Genomic DNA, 23,522 nt, shown 5'->3' with positions numbered 1-23,522 from the left:
ATTGCAAAAGATCATTGCTGCTTTAAAGTTCACCAAAAACGCAAGGGCAAGGGAACAACAGCGTGTGATCACCATCATCAGAACTGTCATGGCAGATTCTATGGTGGCCACTGCAGCAGACATTAAGAAGCTGAATGCGGAGTTGTCATTACAGCAGAACCAGCACTTCGACTCATTGCGTGCACTTATCAATAATATTATTGCCAGTCAGGCGAAAGATACCATCCTGCCGCCAGATGTAGAACCAGTAGTACCTCCTGCTCCGGTACCTGAAACAGATGTGGCCTCCCTCATCAGCAAGATCCTGCCCATCTTACAGCAAAAGGAGAAAGAAGAAAGGAACAGTGCAGCGCAGCAAAAACAATTACAGGCAGTCCGCGCACTGTACGGACGCCCTCCCGGTAAGATAGATACCCTACGACTCAGCGATACACTGGGTACAACCTATACCATTACCCTGGGACATAAGGCTGATGTAATAGGTATTCACCCCTATTGGATGACCGACAAATATCTCCAGTACAACTTTACCGCCCTGAGTGCGATCAGCTTCTATGGGTATACTACTGAAAAAGATATTAAGGCGAAGGACATTCCGCCGGCGCCGCTCAACATGTTCAACCTGGCAACATCGGCTGGTAAAAACCGGATGTTCACTTATTATGAAAATGATCCTACGCATATAGAGGAGCTGCTGAAAGATGAAGATGCCCAGTTCCGTTGTATTGATTCACTATTACCATTATTACAACAGTATCAGGCCGAGGGTATAAATATTTGGTTCAGTCAACTAAGCGCGAAAAGACGAGATGCCTTCTCCCGCTTTGTGACTTTGCTCGCCAATTATTTCCAGCATAACAGTCAGCAGAAATATGATATTGCCATTACCATACCGTCTTACGACGAGCAGTCTGCATATGACCTGAGAACACTTGATCCCCTGACGGATCATTTCCTGATAGACTTTACAAAGGCTAGTGGTGCCCGTGCCGGCGGACTAGCGCCTATGAAAGGAGATGCCCGCAGAGCGATCGAACCGGTAATGTCCCGTTTCCTGAACCTGCAGATCGCCCCCTCGAAGTTCATCCTGCTCCTATCCTATTATGGTACGCAGTGGAAAAAAAGTCTTACTGGCGGCAAAGACGTATTTACCCGTTATGTTCCTTTCAGTGAGATCAGGAACAAGTATCCTGCAGATAGTGCTGTCATCTATGATGAAGATGCTGTGGCGGCCTATGTGGAAGAGAAAGATGCCAACGGTGAAATCACTTCCGAAATATGGTTTGATGATGAGAACACCCTGGACGTGAAATATGATTATGTGCTGAACAATGGCCTGGGTGGTGTAGCTATCTGGCCCCTGGGTGCAGATGATGGTTACGGAGAACTGTGGGACGAACTGGGTTATAAATTCATTAGCATAGATACCACCTTTACCGACACCATCAGACTGGTACCTCCTGTAATAGCGACCGAGTCCTGGTGGACAAGGATGGTCAAAAAGGTCAGCCATGAGATACGAACCCTGACACTGCTATTCACCGATCCCTGTGAGCTGGAGGCGGAAAAAGACAGAGATGATAGTTTCTTCGGCTATGTCACATTACTCTTCTTTATCATCGCATTGCTGATCGGCTTCTTCTACGCCTATAACGTACGAATGGTTGGGATGGAGTGGCCCTGGAGAAAAGTAGTATTACGCATACTGATTGCCTGGATACTGATTACCACATTCTTTGGTATTGTCACGCTCTTTCTGAACCGGGATGTACCTTTTGGCATCACCCATGCAGACAGTGCCAATGCTAAATCGAAATGTGTGACCATTCCAATGCTCGACCTCCTGTTGATTTTTAGCATAGGATTGCTGCTGGGCATGCTGATCATGCGCATACTGATTCGGCCATTACTGTCGAAGAATGACAAGCCTTAGACTATTCTCCTTATAAAAAAGCGTATCAGGGGAACAGCTCTTTGGTTTTACCGATGATTTCCCTGATACGCTTCGTAAAAGTGTCACAACATGGTTTGCTGTAACTATAGAGAACCAACTCTCCCTCTTCCGATCTGGACTCAATATTCATTTCTACCAGGTGATCAGGATGATGGCTGCAGGACTCGTTACTGAACTGATGGGTGAGGTAAGCAGCGATTCTTTCGGCTTTTGAATTGTTGTACCTGTTGGGCAGATTCTGAATGTAGTCGGCCATAGTATTGTCCGGAACGAGCGACCTTTTTATAGCACGGAACTGGATCATAACAGTGAATTATTGTGGGGAAACGAATATCATAAAGGTACGGATAAGCTCCCAATCCGGATAGTATATTAATATTGTGTGGTTTCACGGAATTTATTGCTGATGTCCCCGATTTTTTCCCGGTTGCTGATACTTTCCGTAATTTTAAGTCCTCAATTAAAAAGCAAGTTCATGAAACATCTTATTTTATTTCTTTTACTGGGAACCGCCGTTAGTGCCTACGCACAGAAAGCTGATCAGCCGGTAAATGTACCTGCCGCAGTCACCAAAAGCTTCCAGCAACAGTATCCCAAGGCCACAGGTGTTAAATGGAAAATGAAGGACAGCCAGTACAAGGCTGAGTTTGAAAAACACGATATCTGGTACGATGCCACAGGCAAGGTGGTAAAACAGAAGGAAGACATCAAAGACGCAGATCTGCCTGGTACCATCAAGCTGGCGGTGCAGCAGCAGTTTGCCGGTTATAAGATACATGATGCAGACAAGCATACGGAGGGAACAACAGTTACCTACAAGCTGGAGCTGAAGAAAGAAACTGAAAAGAGAGACGTGACCTTCAGTCCGGATGGTAAGGTGCTGAAAAACGAGCTGGATAAAGATAAAAAAGAAGGTAAGAAGAAGAAGCAATAACCATTCAGCGGATAAATAAAAGCAGCTGTTCCGGAATGCCGGGCAGCTGCTTTTTTATTTATACAGATCTTCGTTCGTTTCAAAAAAAGACGACCGGGATAAACATCCCGGCCCTGTTAAACCTACAACTTTTAACTGTCATTCCGTAAACTTTACTACATTATACTGCTAAGATCATTTGTTTTGGTAATGCCTGCAGTTGAGATCCTGCTGAAACGGACAAAAAGCCTGTTGAAGTGTACATAGTCTGCTTTAGGTAGACTGACGGCCCCGGCCTATTCCTCCGGATTAAGAGAGCCTCCTGAATACATCTTAAAGAAGTCCTTTTTATACACCTCTCCTATTGGAATTTCCGACTCACCCACATACACATTGTGATGGTCAAATGAATCTACATAGTCTATGTTCACTACGTACGACTTACTTACCCGTATAAAAAGATGCTGCGGCATCTTCTGATGGATCGTCTTTAAATTCATCGCTGTGATGAGCTTCTGACTACCGGTGTATATGACCACATAATCTTTCAGTCCTTCTATATATCTGATATCATTAAAGTTCAGTCGGTGAAACCTGCGATCTGATTTGATGATTAGAAAATCGCTCGTATTCGACTGGACAATGTTCTTTTCTGTATCATCAGAAAGCAACCTTTTGTACGCTTCCGCTTTACTGATCGCTTTCTCCAGCCGGGCCTTGTCTATTGGCTTCAGCAGGTAGTCTATAGCATCCAGCTCATAACTTTTAAAAGCATATTGCGAATAAGCCGTTGTGAAAATAGTCAGGATCTGCTTCGGCAGCTGTGCCGCAAATTCCAGCCCTGTTACCATCGGCATTTCGATATCCAGGAAAATGAGGTCTGCCTGATGCTCTTTCAGGAATTCCATGGTGGTAAGTGCATTGGAGAATACACCCACTACTTCCATCTGGGACACCTCTTTGATCAGTTCCTGCATTTCTTCTCTTGCGAGTGGTTCATCATCTACAATAACACATCTCATAATGGTATAGCTAGTTTGATAGTATGTTCTTTCTCTGTGGAGTTAACCTCCAGCTTATAACGATCGCCGTATAACAGTTCCAGCCGTCTTGTGATGTTAGCCAGTCCGAGTCCGCTGTTCCTTTTATCTGAAGCTTTAAACTCAGGATCTTTTGAATTAGTACAACTGAAGTAAATTTTGTCTCCTCTTACCTCTATGTCAACGTTGATGTACGATTCCGCTCCATTGATATTGACACTATGCTTTACGGCGTTTTCCAGGAAGGTAGTAAACAGGTTAGGCGGTAAAGACACCCAATTGATTATCCGGGGAGGAGTCCCGCTGTGGATGTCAATGGAAAGATTATCCCTTCTTAGCTTTTCCAGGGCCAGGAAGTTGGATAGGAAATTGATCTCTGATCGTAACGAAGTCTTTTCAGCATTGTTCTCATACAGCTGGTAGCGGAGGAACTCAGACAGTTTCATGATCACAAGGTTTGCTTTCTCCGGATCTTTACGTATCAGGGCTTTAATGCCATTCAGCATATTAAAGAGGAAATGCGGATTGATCTGATTCCGTAGTTCGTTCAGCTCCATTGTCAACGTAAGATTCCTCAGCTCAGCCATTCTCTCATTATCTCTCATCCACCGTTGAAAGAGCTTTACCATAGTAGTGACCAATACAACAGCGATCAATATGATAGTTCCCTCATATATGCCCAATTTACCTTTGTTGTTTTGTAATTGGGTGGCAGCGTCGTACCTGCTCAAAAACCAGGACATGGCCACACGGCCGATCACGACCACTATCACTAAAAGCGCCAGATAAAACACGTACCGGCCCTTAAAGAAGAACCGCGGGACCAGCACATTCATATTGACATAACACATGATTATCAGAAAGACAGACACAGACAATAATCTGAGATACCTGCCTTCTGCTGAACCTCGGATCTCATCAGTAAAGGAAAGCATAGTCAGGATACCTAACACCACCAGGGAGTGGCGTAATATCCTGTACTTGTCATCAATGATCAGCTGTATGATCTTATCATCATGCTTATGCTTCATAGTACTTATTAAGAATTGAACTCAGCCCAAAGATAAAGCGATTACATGCCGTGGCCGTGGGAAATTATACGAAACCCCTTCTCTGTTATACCAAATTTCGTCCTCAAAATTTGGTATAAAATGTAAACCGTTTGGTATAAAAACGAAAACCCGGGGCGCTATTATCCATTCCTTTGTTCTGCATTTATTCAATATCTCCTCTGTGCCACTTATTTAATTGCCAGGAACAGACCTTATGAGATGAATGATTGCAGCCAACTTTTCCCCTTCTATCAACTGGACCTTTAAATATAGAATAATGGACATTAAACAGAAATTAGTAGTATCAGTATCCGGCATGCTGATCTTGTCGGTAGCATGTTTTTCGCAGAGCAGGGATAGCCTGAATCTGCCCAGACGTGTAGAAACTTACGCCGCCGACAAGTTTGCAGTCACCCGCCCACTGAATATAGAATTTACGTATTCAACTCCGTACAACTTCACTTCAGAGCAGCAGGGAAAATCTTTACCGGAGAGCAAAGTGACCGGTTATACGCAGCTCAAAATGAGTGCGAATTACAACTTTATAAAGAGAAAAAGCTGGATGCTGGGGCTTGCTGCTGGTTACAGGAGAACGTCTATAGAGGGTGATATCGCGCCACTTTCCGGCAGCATTAAAAACGTTAACGACGAGTTCCATTATCTTTATTCCTCCGTCAACCTCACTTATTTTTCTAAGCTGTTTAATAAACGGACGATCTATACGTCCAGCCTTTTAGTAGATGGTAGTGAACGGTATTTTGAACGAGTGAAAGGATTAGTGACCGCCTCCATGATACTGAAGGCTAACCAGCGCACCAAACTGATTGTTGGAGTACTCGTCAATATCGACCCGAGTGCACAGACACCTTTCATGCCGACTATCGCATATGAGCACAAATTCAATAATGGCTACATTGCCGATATCACCTTTCCCCGAAGCCTCTACCTCAGAAAACTGGTGCATACCAATGGTAGGTTGTCGCTGGGTACAGAGATCGACAGGCCCTCCTTCTATCTGTATAATTTAGACAGTACGGCGCAGAAGTATGAGTACAGACAATTTGATCTTAATTCTGGACTCGTATACGAGCATATCCTGACAAAGTACCTGTTGCTGACCGTTAAGACGGGCATGAAAATAACGCCCTCCGGAAGGATATTCAGGAAGGAAGATTCATTTGCAGATCCGGTATACGAAACCAAGCCTGACCCGGCTTTCTATTTCAACATAGGTGTATCGTTCAATCCGTTTACGCTGCTGGGAGCGAAAAACTAGATGTAATCAATTATGGTAAAAGTCTTTAAAACAGATGTCCTATATGCAGAAGAAGTGAGGGTTATTATCACTGATATCCTGCAGAGAAAACCAGACCTGAAGGTCACCTTCGACCTGGAAGATGAGGATAAGATCATGCGGATAGAAGGCGATTTCTTTAAGGCAGAAGATATATTCTTCTGCCTTAAAGAACAGGGACATTCCTGTATTGAATTACCTATAGATCTGCACTTAATTGGATAGGCTGGGGCCATCCATCGGAGTCCCAGGTTATTTCTTTGAGTAGCAGTTTAGAACGTCCCCTGTCATGTGCGTCATAGCCATGCAGGAGCAGATAGTCTTTGTCTGCGTCGGTGAAAACGGCGTTATGTCCGGCGCCATACCAATTAACGCCATCCCCTTGAATGACCAGGGTTCCCCCATCAGCTTCCAGGGGAACGCCCTGCCTGTCAAGGTAGGGCCCCTGGACTTTTTCACTTCTGCCTACCACCACCTTATAGGTGCTTTTCTCTGCACGGCAGCAATAGTCGCGGGACACAAAAAGGTAATAATACTTCCCTTTCCTGAAAATAAAAGGCGCTTCTATGGCGCCATTTCCTGCGGATGTATCGGGAGTAGTAAAATCCCTTGGCCTTCTGGCAATGGTATACCATTCCTGGGGTTCACTCACCGTTTGCAGGTCCCGGGTCATTTTTACCAGCTTGATCCCCTCCCAGAAAGAGCCGAAAGACAACCAGGGAGTCCCGTTTTCATCGAATATCAAGTTAGGATCAATGGCATTCCACATGTCGCGGCCAGGAACGGACTGTATTACCTTTCCTTTGTCCTCCCACTTGTAGTCAGGTGATGCAGGGTCCAGCGTCTTATTTACGGCCAGCCCGATACAGGAAGTATTCTTTCCGAATGCAGACACTGCATAGTACAGGTAATAACGTCCGTCATAATAGCTGATATCAGGCGCCCAGATATGCCCTTTAAAGCCTGGAACGGCCTTTACAGCCCACTCAGGAGGGCTGGCGAATACAGGATCTTCCTTACGCCAATGCAGCCTGTCACGGGAAGAAAAAACACTAATACCGTCACCTGTACAGAACAGGTAATACGTGTCCTTCTCCTTAATAATCACAGGATCGTGCACCGGCGTATTACGCGTCGTAAATTCCGTCCCGGTGGGCACAGATTGTGCCCACATCCGGAACGGTGCAACCAGTATCAACAAAAGAAAGAATATACGTTTCACTATCAGCTATTTTATGTGACCGCTATAAACGGATACGCAACACATTCAGGGAACGGGGAGCGACCTTCAGCGGGAAGCGTTTCCCAGGTAGCTTTATTTCCGTGTCTTCAGGCGATATACGGCCCGGCTGATCAAAGCTGTTCACACTGTTCACATCCTCACTTTGCAGCACTGTGAGCTTTGCTGATGCCGCAGGCTTGGCATCCAGTTCCACGGTATAGGCCTGCTCCTTGTCTGATACGTTCACCAGTTTAATGATCAGTTCATGACTTTTCTCATCTAATGCCGCAGCGGCGTATAAACTATCCTGTCCGGCTATCACTTCATTATGCATATGCACCGGTACAGTCGCTGTTCCCTTGTTCAGCGAGAACAATTGCTGTACGTAGTAATTCGGTGTACCATAAGAACGCAGGTTGTCTACCCAGATCAGGTCGGGCGTCCATTGCCAGCCGTCTGTATGGGCAAATAAGGGCGCATAGGATGCCATGTCTACGACGGCTGCATTCCTTTCCAACCCGGTCATGAACGCCGCTTCTGACAATGCAGTGAGCCAGTTATTCTTGTTATAGATGCTTACTGTTTTGTCGCTTTGCGCGGCATATTCTCCGGCGAATACTTTGGAACCATTCCGCGGGTAATTATCATAACGTCGCGCATTTTGCATAAACCATTGTGGCGGACGATAATAATGTTCGTCAATAATATCGGCATGCATATCACGCAGTTCCTTGTTCAGGTAGTCAAAACGTTCTCCGTCCGGATCGGTGCCTGAGCTATTCACCAGTTTTATCTCCGGGTACTTTTCTTTGATCGCTTTAGTGAAGCGCTTCAGGCGGTCCACGTATTGAGGCCCCCAGTTTTCATTACCTACGCCCATCATTTTCAGGTGAAAAGGAGCCGGATGCCCCATATTGGCGCGCACCTTACCCCAGGTGGTGTTGGTATCACCATTGGCGAATTCAATGAGGTCAAGGGCATCCTGTATATAAGGGTCCAGTTCATCCAGTGGTACCAGCTCCGCAGAATTGAACTGACAGGCCATACCACAGTTCAGTATAGGTAGCGGCTCTGCACCGATATCTTCCGCCAGCTGGAAGTATTCGAAGAAGCCCAATCCAAACGTCTGGAAATAATCTGGCGCCGGACGATGTGCAAACTCAAAATTCCAGCGGTTAATGATCAATTGCCTTTCCTCTACCGGCCCAATGGTCTTCTTCCACTGATAACGTTGTGACAAGTCAAATCCTTCCACAATACAGCCTCCAGGGAAGCGGATAAAGCCAGGCTTCATATCTGCGAGCAACTGTATCATATCAGCTCTCATACCACCCGGACGCCTTTTCCAGGTATCCTCCGGGAACAGGGAGATCATATCCAGGTCAATAGTGCCATTGCCTTCCAGCCATAACTGCAGGGTGGCTTTCTGCTCTGTCTCTGTTGCGTGGAAGCTAACCGCCTGTTTATGCCAGGCGGTGTCCTGCTGCGAAGGTGTCAGTACCGTATCGCCGATCACCTTACCGCCGCTGTTCAGCAACTGTATATGCAGACTGACACCCGGCTGTTGCTGCCTGTATAGTACCGAAAAATCATAACGCAATCCCTGTTTAATACCCATACCGCGGAAGCCTTCATTCTTCAACCCGGCCTCGCCTTGTGCGGTGTTCCTGACAGTAGCCCGCAGGAAACGTGGATTGGCAGTAGCCACCGGCGCCCTGTTCAGGATCAGCAGGTCGCCTTCTTTTACCTTTGCGCCGTTCACTGTCCATCCCATCAGGGGGCGGAAGAATTCAAAGGAACGGTTCTTCACCAACTCTGCATAGATACCACCATCAGCGCCCATATTGATGTCTTCAAAAAAGACACCCCACATCGTCGGTGCTATTTTCCCCGTGATGGTTTTTGTCTCAACATGGATGACGTTGTTCTTTTGTGCTTCTGTAATACCCGGCGACAACAACAAGCCAAGTGCGAGTACTTTTAATACCTTATTTTTCATTACGTCCTTTATCTTTTGTTGAGATCATTACTTACTTTTCTTGCCCCAGATGGCCACACCGTCATTATTCAGACCAGTGAATATCAGCGTGGCTGTTTTCTTCTCCCAATCCCGGCCACGCTGCACAAGTACCTTGTCGGTATAGCCATTGCTCCAGTGCAGTTCCAGCCAGGGAGCAGTATACACCCATTTACTGCCGGCATCATTGTTCAGTGTTCCATTGGCGGATATAGTCAACGGTACAGACACCTGGAAATCCGGAGATACCTGCTCATTGGCATAACCTGGCACCACCCGATAACCCAGTATGATCTGTTCCCAGCTACCCGTAATACTATCCTCCGGCACCATGGCATTGTCCTCCCAGGCATACCGTTCCGGCGATACTACCGGCCATCCGTCACTTGTCCAGAACATCTTCCGCAGATGCAGGTCCATAAAGTATTTGTTAATACCCGGCCTGCCCTGATGCGCCATGTAGTATTGTCCATTCCCATCGTCAAACACCGTACAGTGCGACACTCCCTGCCAGCCACCATGACCACTGAACTGATAAGGCGCCGTGATCATCGGACCATGATCGATATCTGTATTAGCGTCTGCACCTTTGAAATCATAGAATGGGCCATCTGGCTTGTCGCCACGCATCACACGGGTATTATACTTCGTCTCTAGCCAGTCGTACGCAATGAAGAGGAAGTATTTATGCTGCGCTGCGTTATAGACTACTTCCGGTCCTTCAATATTGCCGTTATACTTTCCACCTGTAAACCCACGGTTAGCGATACGCTTACCTTTGTCGCCGTTATTCAGCGCCAGTCCTGTAGAAGGATCCAGCTTCAGTACATAGATACCATCCCATGCAGAGCCGTAATACATCCAATGCTCTCCCGCAGGCGTCACCAATACACTCGGATCAATAGCATTTGTCTGTATGGTATTGTCATTGATAGAGGTCACCACCAGGCCTTTTTCCGTCCAGGGTCCTTCAGGTGAAGTCGCTGTTGCCAGGCCAATCACACTGAGGCGTCCCACATTGGAAGAAAGGGAATAATACAGGCGGTATTCACTGCCTACCTTGACCACACTGGGCGCCCAGAGACTGTTGTTCGGCGTACCTCTTTGTTGTATGAAGGATGCACCCTGGGAAGGGAGCTGGTCAAATACCCATCCTACAAAGGTCCACTGAACCAGGTCTTTCGACTTACGTATCTGGAGACCTGCCCTTACTGAAATGCCGAAACCGGCATCTGTGCTGTAACAGTAATAGGTGTCGCCAAACTTCCTGATAATTGGATCATGCACGTTATAAGAGCCCCATTTCGGATAATAGACAAAAGGTGCTACGTCTTCATAGGTATCGTTAATGCTGTTGATATCGAAAGCGACTATCGGCGGTTCCACTTTGGTCGTATCTGTACGGGCCGGAGCCGCCGCATCTTTCTTACTGCAGGAACTGATTCCTGTCGTCAGTAAAAGCAGCAAGGCCGCGCTCCCTAAACGAAAATGGATCATATACTGTGTTGACATTAGTAAGAAGAGTTCTGTTTGAAGCCCGGGTTATTATCTATTTCTCCCTGTGGGATTGGATACAGTTCTTTACCGGCCTTGTAGTTATTAAACTCCGGATCGCGGGATTTCAGTAAGGCAAGTTTGCCCTCGTCTTCCAGCCACCCCCAGCGACGCAGATCATCAAAACGGTGACCTTCCAGGCAGAACTCCAGTAAGCGTTCGTGCGACAGCTGATCACGCATTTTTGCCTGTGTCATCGTTGCCAGTGTAGCCGTGATATCAGGCAGTTTGGCGCGGGTCCTTACCTGCTGGATATAAGGAGCCGCCTGCGCGGTCTGCGATTGCTCATTCAGGCACTCCGCATACATCAGCAGGATATCTGAATAACGCATCAGCCGCTCATTGATACCAGACTTCCAGTCGTATTCATTAGGCTTATTGCCGTCACCATTTTCGTACTTCCTGCAAAAAACATCATTGAGGAAAGAACTGTTGGCATACACCTGTGAAAAGGACTGTCCGTAGATCATTTCACCTGGCTTGTTATAAAAGATGGTAGCGTCCAGTCTGGGATCTGTATCACCATCCACTGTCTTCTCCTGCATGAATTCATTGAACACAAATACTGTCGGCTGTACATCGGTCCATCCGAAATTCGGCGCACCGTAAGTAATGGCTCTTGCAGAAGTCTTCGCCCAGGTGGAGGTAGGAATACCTTGCCATCCGAGGTCAGTTCCTCCAACGGTGGTGGAGAACTGTACCTCAAAGATGGATTCTGCATTATTCTCTTTGCTCTCGGTAAAATTGTCTTTATAATCCGGCATCAGTGAATACACGCCCAGGTCGATCACTTTTTTGAACTGTTCAGCAGCTTCCGGATACTTTTTGTTAAACAGGTAGGCTTTACCCAGATAGCCCATTGCTGCGCCTTTAGTAGCCCTTCCTACCTGGTTCACATCTGCGCCCACTACATTCTTGTAAGAAACCGGTAACAGGTCAGCAGCAGCCTTAAAATCGGATATCACCTGATCCCAGCCCTGCTGTGCAGTCATCTGCTTACCATAGAAATCTGCTTTTGACTGCGGAGACCTCGTAGGTAGTGCTACATTACCAAAGAGGTCCACCAGGTGGAAGAAATACAATCCTCTCAGGAAATAGGCCTGTCCAAGCACCCGGTTCTTCAGGTCTTCCGCCATATTGATCTTAGGTACATTGTCGAGCACCTGGTTACAACGGAAGATGCCTTCATAATATTCATCGAAAGCCCATCCATAGCCGTCGGCATTGCCGGTGCCCAGGGCGAACTTACCGACACCTGAAATAGCCGTCCAGGGACTGTTACTCCTGATATCATCGCCTCTCACATCCAGCAATATTGGTGTGAAGCGCATATAAGCGCCGTCGAGCAATAAAGGGGCATAAGCCGCATTGATACCCTGCACTGCATCATTAGCTGATGCCCAGAAAGTCTCGGAAGTCTGTGCATTCGGGTTCACCTGGTCCAGTCTTTTACCACAACCGGCAATCAATACACTGGCCGTCGCAATTGTTATTATATAATGAGATATAGTACGTTTCATTGTAATGCTGTTTAAAGATTAAAGGCCTAACTGTACACCAAACATCACGGTTCTCGGGTTCGGGAAGGAGCCGTAGTCGAAGCCCCTGTTAAACAAACCGTCGCTGATGAAATCCGGATCGTAGCCTTTGTATTTGGTGATAGTTACCAGGTTCAATCCTGAGAGATACACACGCAGGCTTCTGAATACATGTGTCCTGGTCAGTGTAGACTCAGGAATCGTATACCCGATCTGCGCATTCTGCAGTTTCACATAAGAGCCGCTTTGTACAAAACGATCGGAGAACCTGCTGTTATTGATATCGTTGATCAGTGGCCTTGGTACATTGGTATTGGTGTGAGTAGGCGTCCAGTAATTCAGTTCGTCAGTATGTGCATTACCATACTGGCCAGCCATCAGTGCGGAGTAAACACCGTTGTTCACTTTACTGCCCATGTTACCCTGCCAGAAGAAAGACACATCAAAGTTTTTGTAAGAAGCAGATACATTCAGGCCATAGTAGAATTTAGGGATCACTGAGCCCAGGTAAGTCCTGTCAGCATCGGTAATCGCGCCATCATTGTTGATGTCTTTGTATTTGATATCGCCTGGCTTGATACCACCTGACTGATCCTGGGTAGCGTGTTTGCTGATCTCGTCCTGGCTCTGGAAGATGCCATCTGTCTGATAGCCGAACAGTTCACCCACTTCACGACCTACCTCTGTTTTGCTGCCTGCGCCATATACCGGGTTGTTCTTTCCGCCCAGCTTTTCAACCTTGTTCTTCAGGGTATAAGCATTGGCATTGATGGAGTAGTTCAATGCGCCGATATTGTCCTTGTAAGTCAGCGTGAACTCGATACCGCTGTTCTTCAGAGATGCGGCGTTGGTAGTCAGCGTTTGTGGGAAAGAACCTACTGAATAAGGTATAGGAATAGCGGTAATGATATCTTTTGAAAGGCGGTTGTAATATTCCGCCGTAAAGGACAATTTCTCATGAAAAAGACCCAGATCCAGGGCTACGTTGGTGGTAGTGGTTGACTCCCATTTCAGGGTCGGGTCTGTTACAGACACAGTAGTGGAACCGGTGGCCAGTTGATCACCGAACAGGTAGTTGGTTGTATTGTTAATATACGATTGGTAGTCATACCAGCCCAGGGAAGTCTGATTACCCAATACACCATAACCACCTCTTAGTTTCATACTACTGATGAAGGAAGGCAAATGCAGGAATTTCTCATTACTGATATTCCAGGCGGCAGCAAAGCCAGCGAAATTACCATAGCGGTTAGCCGGTGCAAATTTAGAGGAGCCATCACGTCTGAAATTAGCCGTCAGCAGGTAACGGTCGTCATAGTTGTAATTGATCCTTCCCAACGTGGAGTACAGCGCAGCCATACCTTTCCAGCTGGTCACACCTTTGGCGCTTGCTCTTGCTACAGCCGCAAATGTGTGGAAGTTCAGGTCAGCCGTATCCTGTGCAGAAGCAGCCATCCATTCGTTCTTATCTTCCTGGTATGTCAAACCTGCCAGGAAATCAATTTTATGTTTGCCTTTCTGCAGCTGGTAGGTCAATGTATGCTCCAGCAGGCTGGTGCTCGCATGCCCCGTCTGCAGGTACATGTAATATTGTGTATTCAGGTAATAATATCCCATGTCGAACCGTGGCTCGAAGTGGGAATTCTCATAGTCAGTTCTGTCAAAACTGGCGTTCATCCTGTATTTGAGGTTTTTCACTATTTCCAGTTCGCCCCATGCATTTCCCAGGAAGCGGTTACGGTCGCTATAATCATTCACCAGGTTATTAATACCCACTACGTTAGCAGAGATAGCCCTGTTCTTTACCTGGTCGCTGCCGCCATATCCGCCCAGGCGGGAAGCATCGTATACAGGCATGGTAGGAATAGCCGTCAGCATACTGGTCACTACCCCTCCGAATACCGCATGACCATTGGTAGCGGCATAATTGCCTTTATGCGATTGTGTATAGGCCGCCTTTACACCATAGCTGAAACGGCCTTTTTTACCCTGCAGGTTACTATTCAGGGTATATCGGTCGTACTTCTGCGGCCCCACCTGTGTACCTGTCTGGTTGAAATAGCCCAATGAGGCATTGTAGGAGATGCTTTCGGTACCACCGGAAAGTCCTACATTGTGGTCCTGTATCACGCCCCGTTTCAGGCCTTCTTTCTGCCAGTCGGTATTGATATTGGACACATAGGATGGATTGGATGGATCATTGGCTGGCGCCAGGGTCAATCCCGCGTTCGTTTCTGCCGCAGATACGATCTGCTGGTATTGTGCCCTGTCAGTCAGCGAGATCTTCCTCGCTACTTCCTGTACGCCTGCATAACTGTTGAAGTTCACTCTCACAGGTCCCTGCTTTCCCTTCCTGGTGGTGATGATGATCACGCCGGTGGCGGCCCTGGAACCATATATTGCGGCTGCGGATGCATCTTTCAGTACCTGGATACTCTCGATGTCATTGGGGGAAAAATCATAAGGTGCATCTACCGGCACACCGTCTATTACAAACAGCGGACTGTTATTCCCGAAGGTGGTCGTACCGCGGATCTTGATCTGTACATAACCGCCCGGTTCTCCGGAGCCATGCACACTGATACCGGCTGCCTGTCCCTGTAACATTTTAGCCACATCGTAAGACGCATTCTTCTTCGCTTCGCCCACATTCACCAGTGCCACGGAACCGGTCAGGTCCTTTTTCTTTACGGTACCATAGCCCACTACCACAACATCCTCCAGGTTCCGGTACGACTTTTCCAGTCTTACGGCAACAGGTTCCTCCCCTTTCAGCACTACGACTTTGTTCTCGAAACCCATACTGCTGATGGTCAGGGAAGCGCCTTCTTCGGCCTCGATAGTAAAGTTTCCTGCAACATCTGTTACGGTGCCGGCGCCACCCTTTACACTTACAGAAGCGCCGATAACAGGTTCGTTCTCCCGGGTCATGACGGTTCCCCGGTATTTTTTCCTGACGGATTGCCGGGCAGATGCCGGCTCGATGAGCAGAAACAGTGCGCAGGCGAGTATAGGGAATACGCTGCTGTTTAGCAAAATGCGGATCAGTTTCATAAACGTGTAATTATTATTAATTCAAATAAAACTCTTTTATATGTCCGGAAATTCTTGTCCGGGATGTATATAATAGCTAATTTTATTAGTGTGACAGTTACAATTAAAGATGCTGTCTCCTTTTTCCGATCTGTGATTTGGATGATGGTATGAAGTTGCGATTAATAGTTTTCTTAAGCTCTACAATCTGTATCAAAACTTCAGCAAATCATCTCATTTTAGATTTTACGTTATGAGACGCTATGTGTAAACCGCGCTATAGTGAACAGGGACAATGGAATGCCACGCCACGTTTGTATTTTCAGATAAGCATATGCCTGCTGATCTGCCTTTTTATTGGTGCAACAGGCCCCGTATCGGGACAATCCTATTATTTCCGGCATTACCAGGTGGAGAACGGCCTGTCGAACAATGCTGTCATCTGCAGTCTGCAGGACAGCAGAGGTTTTATGTGGTTTGGTACCAAAGATGGATTGAACCGCTTTGACGGGTATACCTTCAAGGTTTTCCGCCACAATCCGCAAGACAGCACCAGCATTGGCAGCAACTTTATCCATGCCCTCTACGAAGGAGCTGACGGTACCCTCTGGGTAGGCACGGAAAATGGCCTTTATCAATATGACAATTCCACCGAGAGCTTTCGTTTGCTGGATGTAGCACCCAAGGGACAGGTAAGAGCCATACAGGGCGACAGCACAGGGAATATCTGGTTTGTGTCCGGCGTATCCCTGTTCCGCTATCACCAGGCATCCCGCCAGTTGCAGTATTTCAATACCAACAGTTTCTTTGAAGCCAGCTCCCTATGCCTTTCATCTGATGGTAACATCTGGGTGGCCACTACTGACGGCTATCTCCAGCAACACCATGCTGGTACTTTCACGGCCTACGACATGTTCAGCCACTCCACACGGTCGGTGTCCCGCTGGATAGAGAAAATAGCCAGCACCCGGGACGGCCGCATACTGGTTGGCACCTCCAACCAGGGCGCCAAACAGTTTGATATAGTCTCCGGTACCTATACAGATATTCTCTCTTATAATGATGACCATACCGAGATCTTCGTCCGCAACTTCCTACAGACGGCCGATCATGAATACTGGATCGCTACAGAGACAGGTATCTTCATTTATAACACCCTGACGGGGAAAGCCAAAAATCTCCGGAAGATGTATAATGATCCCTATTCCATCTCCGACAACGCGGTATATACCTTCTGCCGCGACAAGGAAGGCGGTATCTGGGCAGGCACCTATTTCGGCGGCGTTAACTACTATCCCACACAATACACCCCCTTCAGAAAGTACTTCCCTAAAACAGGGGAAAACTCCCTCAGCGGGAACGTGATTCGCGAGATCCATGCCGACAGGTACAACAACCTTTGGATCGGTACCGAAGATGCAGGCCTGAACAAACTCGATCCCACTACACAAACATTCACACACTTCCTGCCCGGTGCTGCTGGTAGTATCTCCTATACCAATATCCACGGTTTACTGCTGGATGGCGACGACCTCTGGATCGGTACTTTCGAGCATGGCCTGGATGTGCTGAACATCCGTACCGGTAAGGTGACACGCCGCTTCAACATGCAATCCGGCCTCACCGCTTTGCAGAGCAATTTCATCTATTGTATTTACCATCCCCCGGGAGGCGCTATTATGTTGGGCACTACCAGGGGCGCCTATCAATATGACAAGGTCCGGAACGATTTTGTTCTGTTTTCCGGCCTGCCGCTTGTGAACTGGTATTCCTGCCTGCTGCAGGACAGGTCCGGCGTATTCTGGGCAGGCACCTATGGCAGCGGGGTGCATTTTTATGATCCATCCACAGGAACGAAAGGAAACTTCCGCTATGCGGAGAACGATACACAGAGCCTCAGCAGCGATCGTGTCAATAGTATTTTTGAAGATTCCGGTGGCCACTTATGGTTTGCTACCGAAGGTGGTCTTTGCCGGTATAACAGCACACAAAAAAGTTTTACACGATATACCACGCAAGATGGATTCCCCAGCAATTTCATACTCAGCATACTGGAAGATAAACAGGCCAATCTGTGGATCAGCACCTCTCGTGGGTTAAGCTGTTTCAATCCCCGGAATGGCAGTGTGAAGACATACACCCGGGCGAATGGATTGCTGAGCGATCAGTTCAACTTCAACTCCGCCTACAAGGATGCAGAAGGCCGGATGTATTTCGGTAGTGGCAAAGGGTTTATCAGCTTCAATCCTGCCGAATTTGTGCAGAATACTTTTGCGGGTCCGGTGTACATTACCGGCTTCCAGGTTAACAACCGCGAGCTGGCCATCGCAGCAAAAGGTTCTCCTTTGCAACACTCTGTTACCTCTACTGATAAGATCACCCTGAGCTACCACCAGTCCACCTTCAGTATTGACTTCGCCTTGCTCAGTTATACCGCGCCGGAGATTGCGGAATACGCCTACAAAATGGAGAACCTGGATAAGAGCTGGACTTACCTGAAAACGAACCGTAAGGCTTATTTCACAGAACTGGCGCCAGGCACTTATATATTCAGGGTAAAGGCCCGTAATAGCGGCGGTGTGTGGCCAGCAACAGAAACAACCCTGGTCATTGAAATCATGCCGCCCTGGTGGCGTAGCTGGTGGGCATTGATACTGTATGCCGTATTAGCGATAGGCATCATCTGGTATATCATCCGGAACTATCACAAACGAATTGAAGCAAAGAACCGGCGGAAGATCGAGCTGTTTGAAGCGGCCAAAGAGAAAGAAGTGTTCAAAGCCAAGATCGAGTTCTTTACCAACGTCGCACATGAAATCAAGACACCACTGACACTCATCAAAGCACCGCTCGAAAAAGTGATCCGGAAAGCCGGTCACCTACCAGAGATCAAAGATAGCCTCTCCATCATGGAGCGCAATACCAACCGCCTGGTAGGCCTCACCACTCAGCTGCTGGACTTCCGCCAGACGGAGCTGAATGGCTATTCCCTCAGCTTTGTGAAGACCAATATCCGGGACTTGCTGGAAGAGATGTACACCGGGTTTAAAACACTGGCAGAACAAAAGCAACTGGAACTTTCCATTGAATTGCCGACGGAACTATATGCCTATGTAGATATCGAGGCATTCAACAAAATACTTGGCAACCTGATTGGAAATGCTATAAAATATGCCGCCACTGTTGCCAGTATACGCCTGCTGGTCTTCCCGGAAGAAGAGAATTATTTCATCATAGAGGTCAGTAATGATGGGCACCTCATCCCAGAGGATATGAAAGAAAAGATCTTCGAACCATTCTTCCGGCTCAAGGAAACGGAGATGCAGAAAGGTACAGGCATAGGCCTGGCACTTTCCCGTTCCTTAGCCACATTACATAAAGGATCACTGACATTACAACCAGGCCATCATCACCTGAATGTATTTGTATTGCGCATACCGGTACATCAGGAAATAGAGTTTAATCTGCAACCAGGCAGAACCAAAACAATCACCACTACAAACCAGACATCATGAAACCACTGCTACTGCTTGTTGATGATAATGAAGAAATCCTCGCCTTTCTTGGGGACGAGCTCAGTGAAAAGTATACGATACTGACTGCACAAAATGGCCGGGAGGCTTTAGCACTGTTAGGTACTGAACCGATACAGCTGGTCATCAGTGATGTCATGATGCCAGTAATGGATGGTTTTGAGCTGTGCCGCCTCGTCAAATCGACTTTTGACTATTGCCATATTCCCGTTATCCTGCTGACGGCTAAAAACACCTTACAGGCCAAAATAGCGGGATTGGAATTAGGCGCGGATGCTTATGTGGACAAACCTTTCTCTACAGAATTCCTGCTGGCGCAAATTGCTTCCTTGTTGGCCAACCGGTCTAAGATCAAAGATTACTTTGCACATTCGCCGCTGGTCAATATCAACACCATTGCCTCCAGCCGGCCCGATGAATTGTTCCTGGAACAACTGACGGCTATTATTCATGAGAACCTGGAAGACCCGGACCTCGATATAGAAAAACTCGCCAGGTTAATGAATATGAGCCGGCCTACGTTATACAGAAAGATCAAATCCATTTCTGATCTTACGCCTAATGAACTGGTAAACGTTACCCGCCTGAAAAAGGCGGCAGCTTTATTGGGACAAGGCACCTACAAGATATATGAAGTATCTGACATGGTGGGGTATCATTCGCAGACGAATTTCGGCAGGAATTTCCTGAAGCAGTTTGGGATGACGCCTACGGAATATCAGTCGTCGAAACAGGTGCGATAAGGTGTGTTGCTGCGGAAAATACCAACTACCTGGTATTTTTCAATGGTAATTGTTTAGATTTGTGTAGATTAACATAGATGAAATATAATGTATGAGTCAATTTGACCTGATAAAAGACATTGCCAAGTTCGGCCTGGAAAATGACCAGGATAGACTTTTATCTGTCCTCAACGAGTTGATTGAATACTCCAAGAAAACAAAGAAGATCAACTTCGCCCTGCAATTACAATCTATTCTAAAAGAAGGGTTGCGACAAAACACAAGTTCACTTACGAAAGTGGGATCTGATTCATATTACAACAGGTTAGAGGACAAGGAATTTAATGATTTGATCCTTGAAAAGTTAACCTCCGACTATACGCTGAATAATTTGGTTGCCAATGAGAATGTGAAAGAAGAATTAGCCTTGTTTATTAAAGAGCATAAGTCATCTGATATTCTACGCAAGTTTGATTTACCTATATCCAATAAGATTTTATTACATGGGCCTTCGGGTTGTGGCAAAACATTGGCTTCGTATGCAATTGCTGGTGAGTTGAAAAAGATGATGATCGTAGTAAACCTTGGTGCAATTGTGTCTTCTAAACTTGGCGAGACAAGCAAAAATCTGGCAAAGATCTTCAGAAAGGCAACTGCTGAAAATTGCATTGTATTTATCGACGAATTTGATTCATTGGGGAAAGTACGTGATTATAGTCAGGATCATGGTGAAATGAAGCGCGTTGTTAATACCATGTTGCAACTCTTTGATTATTTGCCACAGGATAGTATTTTAATTGCTGCAACTAACCAGAAAGACATGTTGGATGATGCATTATTACGAAGATTTGATGTTAATCTAAAGCTCGATTTGCCCAATGAACGACAAATTGGAGAACTAATTAATCTTACTTTAAAAAATGGTCATTTTAATTTGCCAGATAAGTCGACCATTAAATCAATCACAAAAGAAGCGCTGGGTCTGAGCTATTTTAGCATACAAAAAACACTGATCACCGCGATCAAACGCAGCATTTTTGAAGATGTAGAGAATCAAGTGCTGCGAGTACCGGTGGTTGATGTGAAAGTATGGAAAAGCCTTATTACCACCGAAAAGATAGCCCTACATATCCCATAATCAGAGGTCTACATCCACATCAATATCAACCTCATTAGTAGCGGCCGCTATATTCTTAATCTCATTACAGGCAAGTATTTGCTGATAAAGCGAATTGTTGACAGATTGCGTTTGTTGTTCTGTTATCCGGATCACCATAGAAAACCTATGAGCTATCCTTTTAGCCTGCCTGGAATATTCCTCGGGAATTTCATTTTTCAATAGACAACGAACAGCCAGCGCCACCGCATTATCAGCTGCGCTTATATCCCGTGGTTGCAATATGTAAGTGGCCGATTGAGAATTCGAAAATAGCCTGTTATCTAATCCAAAATGATCTTCACTCCATCGGAAGGAATTTTTTATACCATATACAACCTGCCCGGCGTTTGCGGCAACTTGCACATCAACAGACTTAATCAGATTAAATGAGATGTGCAATGGAAGGTAATTTAGGTGATTGTCTTTTACAGGTAAGAAGCTATAGCACAGGGTGATTTCAAATTTGAGTTTGTTACCAGCATCTTTAAGATACGGCGGAAGGTTAATGGGAATAGTAATTATCTCGCCAATCGCAATGACGTCTTCGATCAAAAATAATATTGAATTATCTTCAGTATTTAACAGTTTTTCCTTCTGCGGCTTTCCAAATCCCACCAGGTTTTTGAGGAGTGCCTCTGTGCTGTTGCGAAAGGCCGGCAGATTGTCTTTTTTGTAAAAAGTCGCAGCGTTAATTAAAATTGCTTTAACTGTTTGTGTACGTAGTTCCGGATATGCATTGAGTATCTGAGCTGCATAAGATGTGATAAGTGGTGTTGCCAGGCTTGTTCCCGCTGTACGGGCAAAATACCCACCTTCGGGATGGTTGTGTGCGCGTAGTATCTCCATTCCTGCTTCATAAACAAATAGATCCCCCCCATCAAATACGACATCTGGTTTAACAAGATGCTTATTCCGTTGATTTTTCCGTAGCGGGGTGGAGTTGATATTTACACTATAGTCGAAGTGAAATTTACGGGTATAATATGCAGGATACAGCGCATTAGGAGTCACATCACTCTGATCATTTTGCTCTAGATTACCAGCAAGAGCGCCAACAGAGATATTATTGAGTGATTCAGCGGGTTCGCAGATGTTGGTATTTTCGCATCTATGTCCGTCACTGGTGCTGTCAGGTTTGTAAAAGAATACAGGATACTTATGGTCAGGATGCAGCGGATCGGCTAAAGCATCACCCAAATAATCAGGATCTATATTGCCCACCGCAATAAATACTAATACATCAAGTTCATGGGCAAGTTTGTCAAGTTCATAAGCAAAGTGACTATAGGTGGAATTATACTCCTTAGCAGAGCTGATGTTAAGGGATAAATTAAAAAGCCGAACATTGTGTGTCTGCCGGGCGCTTCGGATATCGGCTAAAATTCTTGAGATATTTAGATTATCATTATTAAACTGCAACGCTTTTATCACCGCTATTCGGGCTTTCGCAGTATATACTTCATCCGTAGATGCATAAAATTCAGCGCCTAATGCCACAAGGCCTGCAACTGAAGTTCCGTGCCCGGATTCATCCCAGAATGCACCGTTGCCGGTATGATCATAAGAGAAATTTGTAAGAATATCCTGCAGTGGAGTAATTCGTGTAACACCGGTATCAATGACGCCAACTATAGTCAATTGTTCAGGCACTATAACGGTAAATCCGTAATCCCGTCTAAGCTCCCCATATTGTCCTGGTCGAACTCTAAGAGCCCGCGTACTTGTAATGGCTTTGACAATATCAAAATTATCTGCAATCTCGCGTAGCTGGTTCCGGTCATTGACAGCTACTTCAATCAAATCAGGTGCTTGCTGGTCGTAGCTAAAGGTCAGTTGACGTTCTTGCAGAAAACGAAACAGTGTGTTTTTCTGGATTGTATAAATGGGGTTTGCAGAGGATATCAATGTCAACAAACTGCCGCTTAGAGATGCAGAGACCCAACGAGCCCGGGTGTCAATAAATTCAAAATGCATTACAAGCGCGATAAGATTAAATGGTTGGTTGACGTAACCAGTTCCTTCCGGGCTGTTTATGATAGTATGGACATGCCTGAAAAAGTTTTGAGAGGTTATATCAGATACTACTTCAAAAGTAACAGTCTTATTAAATCGACTGAACTCCACGGAGCTCAGCCCATATCGTTCAAAAAATTTTCTTTTTAAATCATCATTAAAAGTTACATAAAATGAAATCTTTATCAGATCAATATTGGCATCAAAGTGTATTGCTCTGTTTTCATTCCTTACACGCTGTTTGGTAAAAAATTCAGCATAACTTGTGCGTAAGCGATCTTTTTGAAACTCCCGGATCGTTTTAGGCTCCGCATCTTCTTCCTCCCGCTCGTTTGAGGTAGTAAAACCACGCTGGCGCTTGAAGGATTCATTATTCTGCCATTGGTTGGAGAGATATACAAATCTATTATCGGGCATCTCTATTTTCTAACATTTAAAGATGAACTAAACTGTAGCAGCTATCGCCGTAATTGTATGC

General features: G+C 46.1%; 16 protein-coding genes. 7 read left to right on the top strand and 9 right to left on the bottom strand.

Annotated features, from left to right (window positions below):
* The first annotated feature begins 1 nt into the window (after position 1).
* Positions 2–1,933: a glycosyl hydrolase family 18 protein gene (locus tag CLV42_RS21045; protein ID WP_170117589.1), complete on the top strand. Its 1,932-nt coding sequence runs from the start codon at positions 2–4 to the stop codon at positions 1,931–1,933.
* 25 nt (positions 1,934–1,958) lie between these two features.
* Here the strand turns inward: CLV42_RS21045 and CLV42_RS21040 are convergent, their stop codons facing one another.
* Positions 1,959–2,258, bottom strand: coding sequence for a hypothetical protein (locus CLV42_RS21040; RefSeq protein WP_106603911.1), 300 nt, complete (start codon positions 2,256–2,258; stop codon positions 1,959–1,961).
* Positions 2,259–2,429: 171 nt separating this feature from the next.
* On the opposite strand from CLV42_RS21040, the gene CLV42_RS21035 reads away from it, so the two are divergent.
* Positions 2,430–2,888: a PepSY-like domain-containing protein gene (locus tag CLV42_RS21035; RefSeq protein ID WP_170117588.1), complete on the top strand. Its 459-nt coding sequence runs from the start codon at positions 2,430–2,432 to the stop codon at positions 2,886–2,888.
* 275 nt (positions 2,889–3,163) lie between these two features.
* On the opposite strand, the gene CLV42_RS21030 is transcribed toward CLV42_RS21035, so the two are convergent.
* Both CLV42_RS21030 and CLV42_RS21025 read right to left on the bottom strand, forming a co-directional pair.
* Positions 3,164–3,889: a LytR/AlgR family response regulator transcription factor gene (locus tag CLV42_RS21030; protein WP_106603909.1), complete on the bottom strand. Its 726-nt coding sequence runs from the start codon at positions 3,887–3,889 to the stop codon at positions 3,164–3,166.
* Positions 3,886–4,938, bottom strand: a complete 1,053-nt coding sequence (locus tag CLV42_RS21025; protein WP_106603908.1) for a sensor histidine kinase — start codon at positions 4,936–4,938, stop codon at positions 3,886–3,888. Before CLV42_RS21025 ends, CLV42_RS21030 begins: the two co-directional genes overlap by 4 nt.
* 298 nt (positions 4,939–5,236) lie before the next feature.
* On the opposite strand from CLV42_RS21025, the gene CLV42_RS21020 reads away from it, so the two are divergent.
* A complete protein-coding gene (locus tag CLV42_RS21020) occupies positions 5,237–6,235 on the top strand; it encodes a DUF6268 family outer membrane beta-barrel protein (protein WP_106603907.1) in 999 nt (332 codons plus the stop codon).
* Between the two features lie 12 nt (positions 6,236–6,247).
* Positions 6,248–6,478, top strand: coding sequence for a hypothetical protein (locus tag CLV42_RS21015; RefSeq protein WP_106603906.1), 231 nt, complete (start codon positions 6,248–6,250; stop codon positions 6,476–6,478).
* Here the strand turns inward: CLV42_RS21015 and CLV42_RS21010 are convergent.
* From CLV42_RS21010 to CLV42_RS20990, 5 genes are read right to left on the bottom strand one after another with little or no spacing between them, the layout of a single operon-like run.
* Entirely contained in the window at positions 6,453–7,475 is a 1,023-nt protein-coding gene (locus CLV42_RS21010; RefSeq protein WP_245901705.1) for an arabinan endo-1,5-alpha-L-arabinosidase, read from the bottom strand. The genes CLV42_RS21015 and CLV42_RS21010 overlap by 26 nt on opposite strands.
* Before the next feature lie 22 nt (positions 7,476–7,497).
* Positions 7,498–9,474 (bottom strand): alpha-L-arabinofuranosidase C-terminal domain-containing protein, encoded by a 1,977-nt coding sequence (locus CLV42_RS21005; protein ID WP_106603905.1) that lies wholly within the window; start codon positions 9,472–9,474, stop codon positions 7,498–7,500.
* Positions 9,475–9,501: 27 nt separating this feature from the next.
* The gene (locus CLV42_RS21000; RefSeq protein WP_211303505.1) at positions 9,502–11,004 is read right to left on the bottom strand and encodes an arabinan endo-1,5-alpha-L-arabinosidase; all 1,503 of its coding nucleotides are present in this window, start codon (positions 11,002–11,004) and stop codon (positions 9,502–9,504) included.
* On the bottom strand, positions 11,004–12,566 hold the full coding sequence (locus CLV42_RS20995; RefSeq protein ID WP_106603904.1) for a RagB/SusD family nutrient uptake outer membrane protein: 1,563 nt from the start codon (positions 12,564–12,566) through the stop codon (positions 11,004–11,006). The genes CLV42_RS21000 and CLV42_RS20995 overlap by 1 nt, the downstream gene beginning before the upstream one ends.
* 18 nt (positions 12,567–12,584) lie before the next feature.
* The gene (locus tag CLV42_RS20990) at positions 12,585–15,638 is read right to left on the bottom strand and encodes a SusC/RagA family TonB-linked outer membrane protein (protein WP_106603903.1); all 3,054 of its coding nucleotides are present in this window, start codon (positions 15,636–15,638) and stop codon (positions 12,585–12,587) included.
* Between the two features lie 242 nt (positions 15,639–15,880).
* On the opposite strand from CLV42_RS20990, the gene CLV42_RS20985 reads away from it, so the two are divergent.
* The 3 genes from CLV42_RS20985 (at position 15,881) to CLV42_RS20975 (ending at position 21,010) form a co-directional block, all read left to right on the top strand.
* A complete protein-coding gene (locus CLV42_RS20985) occupies positions 15,881–19,132 on the top strand; it encodes a ligand-binding sensor domain-containing protein (protein ID WP_106603902.1) in 3,252 nt (1,083 codons plus the stop codon).
* Positions 19,129–19,893 (top strand): response regulator transcription factor, encoded by a 765-nt coding sequence (locus CLV42_RS20980; RefSeq protein ID WP_106603901.1) that lies wholly within the window; start codon positions 19,129–19,131, stop codon positions 19,891–19,893. The genes CLV42_RS20985 and CLV42_RS20980 overlap by 4 nt, the downstream gene beginning before the upstream one ends.
* A 91-nt stretch (positions 19,894–19,984) precedes the next feature.
* Positions 19,985–21,010 carry an AAA family ATPase gene (locus tag CLV42_RS20975; RefSeq protein ID WP_106603900.1) on the top strand — a complete coding sequence of 342 codons (1,026 nt, stop codon included), beginning with the start codon at positions 19,985–19,987 and terminating at the stop codon, positions 21,008–21,010.
* On the opposite strand, the gene CLV42_RS20970 is transcribed toward CLV42_RS20975, so the two are convergent.
* Positions 21,011–23,461 carry a S8 family peptidase gene (locus CLV42_RS20970; RefSeq protein WP_106603899.1) on the bottom strand — a complete coding sequence of 817 codons (2,451 nt, stop codon included), beginning with the start codon at positions 23,459–23,461 and terminating at the stop codon, positions 21,011–21,013.
* Positions 23,462–23,522: the final 61 nt, after the last annotated feature.

Source organism: Chitinophaga ginsengisoli (assembly GCF_003014595.1).
GTDB lineage: Bacteria > Bacteroidota > Bacteroidia > Chitinophagales > Chitinophagaceae > Chitinophaga > Chitinophaga ginsengisoli.
This window is presented reverse-complemented; position numbering and strand designations above follow the sequence as displayed.